Origin of the sequence: Denitromonas ohlonensis, from assembly GCF_007625205.1 — a bacterium.
GTDB classification, from domain to species: Bacteria; Pseudomonadota; Gammaproteobacteria; order Burkholderiales; family Rhodocyclaceae; genus Nitrogeniibacter; species Nitrogeniibacter ohlonensis.
The window spans coordinates 258,219-266,138 of record NZ_VMNI01000003.1; the positions used below are offsets into that span (position 1 = coordinate 258,219).

The 7,920-nt window shown below is 67.6% G+C and carries 9 protein-coding genes and 1 pseudogene; 8 read left to right on the forward strand and 2 right to left on the reverse strand.

Features of this window, described 5'->3' with window-relative positions; translation table 11 throughout:
• Positions 1–192 precede the first annotated feature (192 nt).
• A complete protein-coding gene (locus tag FHP89_RS21330) occupies positions 193–588 on the forward strand; it encodes a VOC family protein (RefSeq protein ID WP_391525286.1) in 396 nt (131 codons plus the stop codon).
• On the opposite strand, the pseudogene pdxR reads toward FHP89_RS21330, so the two are convergent.
• Positions 556–1,959, reverse strand: a pseudogene (gene pdxR, locus FHP89_RS03695) (MocR-like pyridoxine biosynthesis transcription factor PdxR); the annotation flags it as partial. The gene FHP89_RS21330 and the pseudogene pdxR sit on opposite strands and share 33 nt — an antisense overlap.
• An 89-nt stretch (positions 1,960–2,048) precedes the next feature.
• On the opposite strand from pdxR, the gene FHP89_RS03700 reads away from it, so the two are divergent.
• Together FHP89_RS03700 and FHP89_RS03705 are read left to right on the forward strand one after the other, a co-directional pair.
• Complete coding sequence (locus FHP89_RS03700; RefSeq protein ID WP_144176391.1) at positions 2,049–2,519, forward strand: OsmC family protein; 471 nt, start codon at positions 2,049–2,051, stop codon at positions 2,517–2,519.
• Between the two features lie 15 nt (positions 2,520–2,534).
• Positions 2,535–3,167 carry a pyridoxamine 5'-phosphate oxidase family protein gene (locus FHP89_RS03705; protein WP_144176392.1) on the forward strand — a complete coding sequence of 211 codons (633 nt, stop codon included), beginning with the start codon at positions 2,535–2,537 and terminating at the stop codon, positions 3,165–3,167.
• 7 nt (positions 3,168–3,174) lie between these two features.
• Here the strand turns inward: FHP89_RS03705 and FHP89_RS03710 are convergent, their stop codons facing one another.
• Positions 3,175–4,053 (reverse strand): mechanosensitive ion channel family protein, encoded by an 879-nt coding sequence (locus FHP89_RS03710; protein WP_144176393.1) that lies wholly within the window; start codon positions 4,051–4,053, stop codon positions 3,175–3,177.
• A gap of 183 nt (positions 4,054–4,236) precedes the next feature.
• Between FHP89_RS03710 and FHP89_RS03715 the strand changes: the two genes are divergently transcribed.
• The 5 genes from FHP89_RS03715 to FHP89_RS21135 all read left to right on the forward strand — a co-directional run.
• On the forward strand, positions 4,237–5,505 hold the full coding sequence (locus tag FHP89_RS03715) for a TIGR03862 family flavoprotein (RefSeq protein WP_144176414.1): 1,269 nt from the start codon (positions 4,237–4,239) through the stop codon (positions 5,503–5,505).
• Positions 5,506–5,574: 69 nt separating this feature from the next.
• A complete protein-coding gene (locus FHP89_RS03720) occupies positions 5,575–6,402 on the forward strand; it encodes a PEP-CTERM sorting domain-containing protein (protein WP_144176394.1) in 828 nt (275 codons plus the stop codon).
• Between the two features lie 5 nt (positions 6,403–6,407).
• Positions 6,408–7,115, forward strand: coding sequence for a glutamine amidotransferase (locus FHP89_RS03725; protein ID WP_144176395.1), 708 nt, complete (start codon positions 6,408–6,410; stop codon positions 7,113–7,115).
• A 209-nt stretch (positions 7,116–7,324) separates the two neighbouring features.
• The gene (gene msrB / locus FHP89_RS03730) at positions 7,325–7,747 is read left to right on the forward strand and encodes a peptide-methionine (R)-S-oxide reductase MsrB (protein ID WP_144176396.1); all 423 of its coding nucleotides are present in this window, start codon (positions 7,325–7,327) and stop codon (positions 7,745–7,747) included.
• Between the two features lie 47 nt (positions 7,748–7,794).
• Positions 7,795–7,920: peptide-methionine (R)-S-oxide reductase (locus FHP89_RS21135; RefSeq protein WP_260851470.1), on the forward strand; the 126-nt coding region annotated here is incomplete at its 3' end.

Below are 7,920 nucleotides of genomic sequence, written 5' to 3' on the forward strand. Positions count from 1 at the left end.
CCGGCCATGCTACGCGCCTCGTGTGACTCGATTGGGCGCGCTGTTCATGGCTTTATCTTGCCACGCAGCGGCGGCTTGCGCGCAAATTGGTTACGAAGTGCAACAAACCGGGCATTGGGTCCGGGGCTTGCCGCAGCGCCCCTCGGCAGGGCACTCTTTCAGAAACCCCGCCCTGCCAGGAGCGCACAACCCATGCCGAATCTGGATGCCCTCGAACTCAAAGCCTTCGTCCCCGCCCGAAATTTCAAGCGCTCACAACGCTTTTATCTCGACCTGGGCTTCAGCTGCGCCTGGGCCTCGCCGGATCTGGCCTATTTCCAGTGTGGGAACACGGGCTTTCTGCTCGAGAACGACTACCTCGCCATCGTGGCCGAAAATTTCACCCTGCATCTGCTGGTCGCCGATGTCGATGCCTGGTGGCAACGCGCCCACGACGCGCATCTTGACGATGTCTATGGCGTGAAGCTCACCCCGCCCGAGGACCGCGCCTGGGGCATGCGCGAGTTCACCCTCACCGACCCGAGCGGCGTGCGTTGGCGTATCGCGCAAACCATTGCGCCCGGTGATCTCGCCCACGGCGCGGGCTGACTCAGCCGGACTGCATCGCCCAGCGCAAACGTTGCAGCGCATCGGCGATAGCACATAGCGACTCAACGCCCGCACAATCACGCCCCGCTCGGCGGCCCGCGACACCACCTCGGTATCACTCAACGTATCCGGCAAGCGCAACACCAGATGCAGCCCCGCCGCGCCACCGCGAATATCGGTCTCCGGCCCCGGCCAACGCGCCAAGGCGGCGCGCAGCGCCTGCTGGCGGGCCAGATAGAGACGCCGCATGCGCCGCAGATGGGTGGTGTAGTGACCGCGCTGAATGAAGTCCGCCAGCGCCACCTGCTCAATCCCCTGCCCCGAGCGTGCCAGCGACGCCGACGCCCCGGCAAAGGCCCCGGCCAGCGCCTCAGGCACCACCAGATAGCCCAGCCGCAGCCCCGGATAAAGCGTCTTGCTGAAGGTGCCGGTATAGACCACCGGCGCGTCGGGCTGCAAGCCAAACAGCGCGGGCAGGCCCGGCCCGCCGCGGGCAAACTCGCTGTCGTAGTCGTCCTCGATGATCCAGCCGCCGCTGCGACGCACCCCGTCGATCAGGGCGAGGCGTCGCGGCAGGCTCAAGACCTCGCCCGACGGGTACTGGTGGGCCGGGCAGACCAGCGCCAGACGCGGCGGATGCGCCTGCCAGTCCGCCGCCGTCGGCGCCATGCCTTCGCCGTCCACCGGCACCGGATGCAAAGCCAGTCCGGCCATCGCCAAGGCGGTGCGCGCCGCCGGGTAGCCGGGATTCTCGATCCAGGCCGTCTCACCGTTGTCGGCCAGCAGGCGCGCGCACAGATCGAGCGCCGCCTGCGTGCCGGCGGTGACGATGACTTGCTCGGGGCGCACCCGAAAGCCGCGCACCGTCGCCAGATAGTCCGCCAACGCCGCGCGCAAGGCCGACTCACCACCCGGCGCGGCATAGCCCAGATGACTCGGCCGCGCCGCCCGCCAGGCCCGATCCAGACAGCCGCGCCAGGCCCGAAAGGGAAAACTCGCCACATCGGGCACACCGGGCGCAAACGCGCCCAGTTCCGGCCCCGCCGGCGGTGACTCGGCGAGCGCCGCGCGACGCGCCAGCGCCGGCCAGGCGGGAGCCTTCACCACCGCACTCGGCGCCACCACCAGCGCAGCCACCCGCGTGCCCTGGCGATCGGCCAGCAAACAGCCCTCGGCGGCCAGTTGCTCGTAAGCGAAGATCACTGTGTTGCGCGCAATGCCCAGTTCCGACGCCAACTGGCGACTGCCCGGCAAGCGCGCGCCGGCCGCCAGCCGACCATCGACAATCGCGGCGCGCAGACGTTGATACAGTAGCCGCTGAACGGGCACCCCCTTGGGCAAGGGGGGTGCAAGCAACCAGTTGAGATTCATCGTGGCTCTACGTTTCGATTGGTTTGTGGCACTTCGCATGGTGCCAGCAAGCCGCTAATCTGACCACACCTACCCGGAGGAACAGCGCAATGAGCACTTACACCGCCACCATCGTTTGGCAGCGCGGCAGTCAGGTCTTCACCGACAACCGCTACAGCCGGCGTCATGAAATCCACTTCGACGGCGACATCACGCTGCCCGCCTCATCCTCGCCCCATGTGATACCGGAGCCGTATTCGGACGCCGACGCAGTTGACCCCGAAGAAGCCTTTGTCGCCGCGCTGTCGAGCTGCCACATGCTGTGGTTTCTGTCACTGGCCAGCCGCGCCGGCTTCTGCGTCGATCACTACGAAGACGCGGCCGAAGGCGTGCTGGGCACGGGCCCCGGCGGCAAACAGATGATGACCGTCGTCACCCTCAGGCCGGCCGTACGCTTCTCCGGAGAGCAGCCGACCCAGGAAGAACACGAGGTGCTGCACGAGACGGCCCACGACGCCTGCTTCATTGCCAACTCGGTCAAATCCGAGCTGCATTGCCACCCCCGCTTACTCACCGACTGAGCCTGGACCACTACCATGCCCCAAACCACCGCCCCCAGCCCCCGCACCCGACTGCGCCGCCACCCCGAGCGCGGCCACTACGACGCCGACACCCTGGCCGCGATCATCGACGACGCCTGGGTGTGCCATGTGTCCTTCACGCTCGACGGCACGGTGCACGCCATGCCGACCGCGCACTGGCGGGTGGGCGAGTATCTGTACATCCATGGCGCGCGCGCCTCACGCATGCTCAAGGCGCTCACCGACAGCGACGCCTGCATCACGCTGGCGCAGGTCGACGGCCTGGTGCTGGCCCGCTCGGCGTTTCACCACTCCATGAATTTTCGGTCGGTGGTCGCCTATGGCCGGTTCGAGTTGGTGGACGACGACGCCCACAAACTCGCCACCATGCAAGCCTTCATCGACAAGGTCGCCCCCGGACGCTGGGACAGCCTGCGCCCGGTCACCGACAAAGAGTTGAACGCCACCACGGTGCTGCGCCTGAAGCTGACCGAGGCCTCCGCCAAGATCCGCACGGGAGGCGTCAAGGACGACGACGCCGACCTGAGCTGGCCGGTGTGGGCCGGCGTGCTACCGCTGACGCTGATAGCCGGCACGCCGATCACCGAGCCCGACAGCCAGGTGGCGGACTACCCGCAGCCGGCCTGAGCCGCACTCAATCGCTCTCGCGCTGCGCCGGCTTGGTGCCGGCCGGCGCCGCCGGGGCGAGCACGCTGGGCGCGGTCTGATGCACATGCAGATCGGTTTGCGGGTAGGGAATCGAGATGCCGGCTTCGTCGTAGGCGATCTTGATCTTCTCTTTCAGCTCACACATGGTCAGGAAGTAGTCCGGCGTCTTGACCCACGGGCGGATGTGCAGATTCACGCTGCTGTCGGCCAGATCGGCCACCGCGATCACCGGCGCCGGATCGGTCAGCACACGTTCATCGGCCATGACCACCGCCTCGGCCACTGCCTTGGCCTTGCGGATATCGTCGTCGTAGCTGATGCCGATCAGCAGATCGATGCGCCGCGTCTCGCGGGCCGAGTAGTTGGTGATCACGTCGGCGTAGATCGCTCCATTGGGCACGATGATTTCGCGGTTGTCGGGGGTCCGAAAGGTCGAGCTGAAGATGTTGATCTTCTCCACCACCCCGGTGGTGCCGCCGGCCTCGACAAAATCCCCCGCCCTGAACGGCCGGAACACGATCAGCATCACCCCGGCGGCAAAGTTCTTGAGCGAATCCTGCAGCGACAGGCCAATCGCCAGACCCGCCGCACCGATCAGCGCCACCAGCGAGGTGGTATCCACCCCCAGCCGGTTCAGCGCCGCGACCACGATCACCAGCAGCAGCACACCATGCAGGATGGACAGCACGAAATGCGAGAGCATCTCGTCCATCCCGGTGCGGTTCAGCACCCGCCGCGCCACGGCCACTGCGCCACGCACCACCCAGCGACCGACGATGAAGATCATCAGCGCAAACAGCAGGTTCAGACCCCAGTCGGTGGCGTAGGCGGTCACTTTCTCGGTGTTCATCAAATTTTCCAGCATGGCATCTCCGTGCATTCAAACGATTTCTGTTGGCTGTTCGCACCGCGCCGCGCGCCGGCCCGAACACTGCCCTCAGCCTATGGTGCATGGCAGCATCGTGCAAGTCGGCGACGCAAACACATGTGACGCCACACGCGGCGGGGCAGGTATCATCCCCGCTTGTCGACCGTCCTCGCCACCGCCATGCCTGTGCCTCGTCCGTTCACTGAAGCCGCCCCGCGCGTTGCCATCATCGGCGGCGGACCGGCCGGGCTGATGGCCGCCGAGGTGCTGTCGCAGGCCGGTGTCAGCGTGGATGTGTTCGAACGCATGCCGACCGTCGGCCGCAAGCTGCTGATGGCCGGGCGCGGCGGACTGAACATCACCCACGCCGAGCCCGCCGCCGATTTTCTCGACCGCTACAGCGCCGGCCGCGACGCCCTCGCCCCACTCATCGCCGACTTCGGCGCCGACGCCATCCGCACCTGGGCGGCCGGCCTGGGCATCGACACCTTCGTCGGCAGCTCCGGCAAAGTCTTTCCGGCTGGCATGAAGGCCGCCCCGCTGCTGCGTGCCTGGCTGGCCCGGCTGCGCGCGGCGGGTGTGCGCATCCACCCCCGCCGTCGCTGGACCGGCTGGCACGCCGACGGCGCGCTGGCCTTCGACACCCCCGACGGCCCGCTCAGCCACCGCGCCGACGCCACCGTGCTGGCGCTCGGCGGCGGTAGCTGGGCGCGGCTGGGCAGCGACGGCCGGTGGGTCGACGCGCTCACCGCCGCCGGTGTCGGCATCGCACCGCTGGCCCCCAGCAACTGTGGTTTCGAACTCGACTGGAGCACGCACTTTCGCGAACGCTTCGCCGGCGAGCCGCTCAAGACCGTCACCCTGCGCTTCACCGATCCCGCCGGCCGCCGCCACGAGCGCCACGGCGAATGCCTGGTCACCGCCGCCGGCCTGCAAGGCCCGCTGATCTACGCGCTCAGCGCCCCCCTGCGCCACGCCCTCGCCACCGGCCCGGCAGACATCACGCTCGACCTCCTGCCCGACCGCAGCGAAGCGCAACTGCGCACCGCGCTCGCCGCCCCGCGCGGCCGCCGTTCGCTCAGCAACCACCTGCAACGCAGCGTCGGCCTCAAAGGCGTCAAGGCCGGACTGCTGCGCGAAGTGCTCGCCGCCGAGTCGCTCGACGACCCCGTCCGTGTCGCCGCCACACTCAAAGCGCTCCCGCTGCAGGTGCTGCGGCCGCGCCCCATCGACCAGGCCATCAGCACCGCCGGCGGCGTGCGCTTTGCCGGGCTCGACCCGGCCCTCATGCTGACCGGACGACCCGGCGTTTTCTGTGCCGGCGAGATGCTCGACTGGGACGCCCCCACCGGCGGCTATTTGCTGACCGCCTGCCTCGCCACGGGGCGGGCCGCTGGCGCCGGCGCGCTTCGCTGGCTCAGCGCCGACAGCCGTGTGACAAACCGATAAATTGATGCGAACAGCATCGCGGTTTAGGCTAGGATAGGCGGGTTCGTACTTCCCCCACCGGAGCCCCGCATGCGCGCTGCCCGCTTGACCATCCTGACCGCCGTCACCACCCTCGCCGCCCTCGCTCAACCGGCCCAGGCCACGAGCGGCTGGTATCTCAACGCCGCCGGCACCGGCTGGTCCGACGCCAGCTTCGTGTCCTCACTCAATGTGGCCGGCGCCGGCTTCATTGAGCAGGCATTTTCGTGGCAGGCGCTTGGCTTTGCATTCGAAGAGCACGGCGCCTATCAGATCGTCGGTGCACCGGCATCGAGCCACGACCTGACCGTCAGCTATAACATTGCCGGCGAAGTCGGCCTGCTCAGCAACGGTTTCACCGGCGGCGTGATCGACCTCTACTCCGACAGCGTCTTCGACTTTGGCAGCACCAACGGCAGCTACGGCGCCAACAACGGCACGCACATTGCCAGCTTTGCGGTCACAGGCGGTCAGATCGACCCCCTCACCCGTCTCGTCGGCCTGCAAGCCAACCTCGTCGGCGGCTCCATGGCCAGCGGCTACTTCTTCGATGTGGCCGGTAACGACCTGAGCGATCGGGGCGGCATTTCACTGTCCATGGGCGTGCAAAGCACCATCATCGATCCGACGGGCACCCACATCGTGTCCGAACTCGCCTGCGAGCAGGCCGGCTTCACCGGCGCGGGTTGCAACGGACGCCCCTATCGCGCATCCTTTCTGAACCTGGGCTGGTCGACCGTGCAAGACACCGGCGTGGCCACCCTGAACATCCCGGCGCTGAGCCAGCCCGTGACCGCCGTACCCGAGCCGACCACCGCCCTGATGATGCTCACCGGCCTACTCGGCCTCGCCGCCCGGCAGCGCTTCAAGAAAGGATAAACACCATGCCCCGCGCCCTCGTCCTGCGTCATGTCGCGTTTGAAGACCTGGGGCTGTTCGAGGGCCCGCTACGCCAGCGGGGCTACACCATCGAAACGGTCGATGCCGGCGTCGACGCCCACCCGCGACGCCTGCGCACCGCCGACCTGCTCGTCGTCTGCGGTGGCCCGATTGGCGCCTACGAAACCGATCGCTACCCCTATCTCAGCGAAGAAATCAACGCCATCGGCGAACGCATCGGCATCGGTGCGCCAACACTCGGGCTGTGCCTCGGTGCCCAGCTGATGGCCGCGGCCATGGGCGCCCGGGTGTATCCCGGCCAACACAAAGAACTCGGCTGGTCCCCCCTCCAGCTCACCGAAGCCGGCTGCGCCTCGCCCCTTGCCGCAGTGGGCGATCTGCCCGTGCTGCACTGGCACGGCGACACCTTCGACATCCCCAAAGGCGCCACCTGGCTGGCCGCCTCGGCCGATTATCCGCACCAGGCCTTCTCGGTCGGCCACCACGCGCTGGCGCTGCAATTCCATCTTGAAATGGACCCGACCCGGATCGAGCAATGGCTCATCGGCCACACCGCCGAACTCGCCGCCGCCGGCATCAACCTGCCCGCCTTGCGCGCCGCCACCGCGCTGCACGGCCCGCAACTGGCCGCCATCGCGCGCTCCGTGCTCACCACCTGGCTCGACACCATGACCGCCCGCCGGCCCGGTTGAACCAAGAAACCACAACTGACCGCTTGTGCCCATGAGCAAGGTGTTGAACATGCAAAGCTTTTCGGCTTCAAAGCCGATCACCCGGCGGGTGAATAGCGCTACGCACCCGAGTGTGCGTCCAACGACGGTTTCCAGGTTGAACGCAACTGTCGCGCTTTTTCGCGGTCCATAAGCCTGACCCCTCTTTACCGCTTGCCGAAGGAGACATCATGGCCGGAAACACTCGCCGCGACTGGGAAGCCGTCCTCCCCGCCGACTCATGCCACGTGCTGTTTGAAGAAGGCACCGAACGCGCCGGCAGCAGCCCGCTCAACGCCGAAAAGCGCGCCGGCACCTTCATCTGCGCCGCCTGCCACACCCCGCTGTTCACCCAAGACACCAAGTTCGACAGCGGCACCGGCTGGCCCAGTTTCTGGCAGCCCCTGCCCGGCGCCGTCGAAACCAAGACCGACTTCAAACTGATCGTGCCGCGCACCGAATACCACTGCGCCCGCTGCGGCGGCCACCAGGGCCATGTGTTTGGCGATGGCCCCGCGCCGACCGGGCAGCGGTATTGCAACAACGGCGTGGCGTTGAGATTCGTCCCCGAGGGCGAGGCTCTACCGGAGCTACGGGAGGTGCCAGGGGCGTAGGGTGGTCAGCTTTGCTGCCCACCAAGCGGCACTTGTCGTGAGGCACGATGGTGGGCGGCAAGCCGCCCACCCTACGGAGTGACGCCTCTACACTCGGGCTGATCGTGCCGCGCACCAAATACCATTGCGCCCGCTGCGGCGGCCACCAGGGCCATGTGTTTGGCGATGGCCCC

Excerpts from the sequence above, each read along its gene's own strand:
- FHP89_RS21330 (WP_391525286.1), top strand. The coding sequence starts at position 193 with ATGCCGAATCTGGATGCCCTCGAACTCAAAGCCTTCGTCCCCGCCCGA.
- FHP89_RS03700 (WP_144176391.1), top strand. The coding sequence starts at position 2,049 with ATGAGCACTTACACCGCCACCATCGTTTGGCAGCGCGGCAGTCAGGTC.
- FHP89_RS03705 (WP_144176392.1), top strand. The coding sequence starts at position 2,535 with ATGCCCCAAACCACCGCCCCCAGCCCCCGCACCCGACTGCGCCGCCAC.
- FHP89_RS03710 (WP_144176393.1), bottom strand. The coding sequence starts at position 4,053 with ATGCTGGAAAATTTGATGAACACCGAGAAAGTGACCGCCTACGCCACC.
- FHP89_RS03715 (WP_144176414.1), top strand. The coding sequence starts at position 4,237 with ATGCCTGTGCCTCGTCCGTTCACTGAAGCCGCCCCGCGCGTTGCCATC.
- FHP89_RS03720 (WP_144176394.1), top strand. The coding sequence starts at position 5,575 with ATGCGCGCTGCCCGCTTGACCATCCTGACCGCCGTCACCACCCTCGCC.
- FHP89_RS03725 (WP_144176395.1), top strand. The coding sequence starts at position 6,408 with ATGCCCCGCGCCCTCGTCCTGCGTCATGTCGCGTTTGAAGACCTGGGG.
- msrB (WP_144176396.1), top strand. The coding sequence starts at position 7,325 with ATGGCCGGAAACACTCGCCGCGACTGGGAAGCCGTCCTCCCCGCCGAC.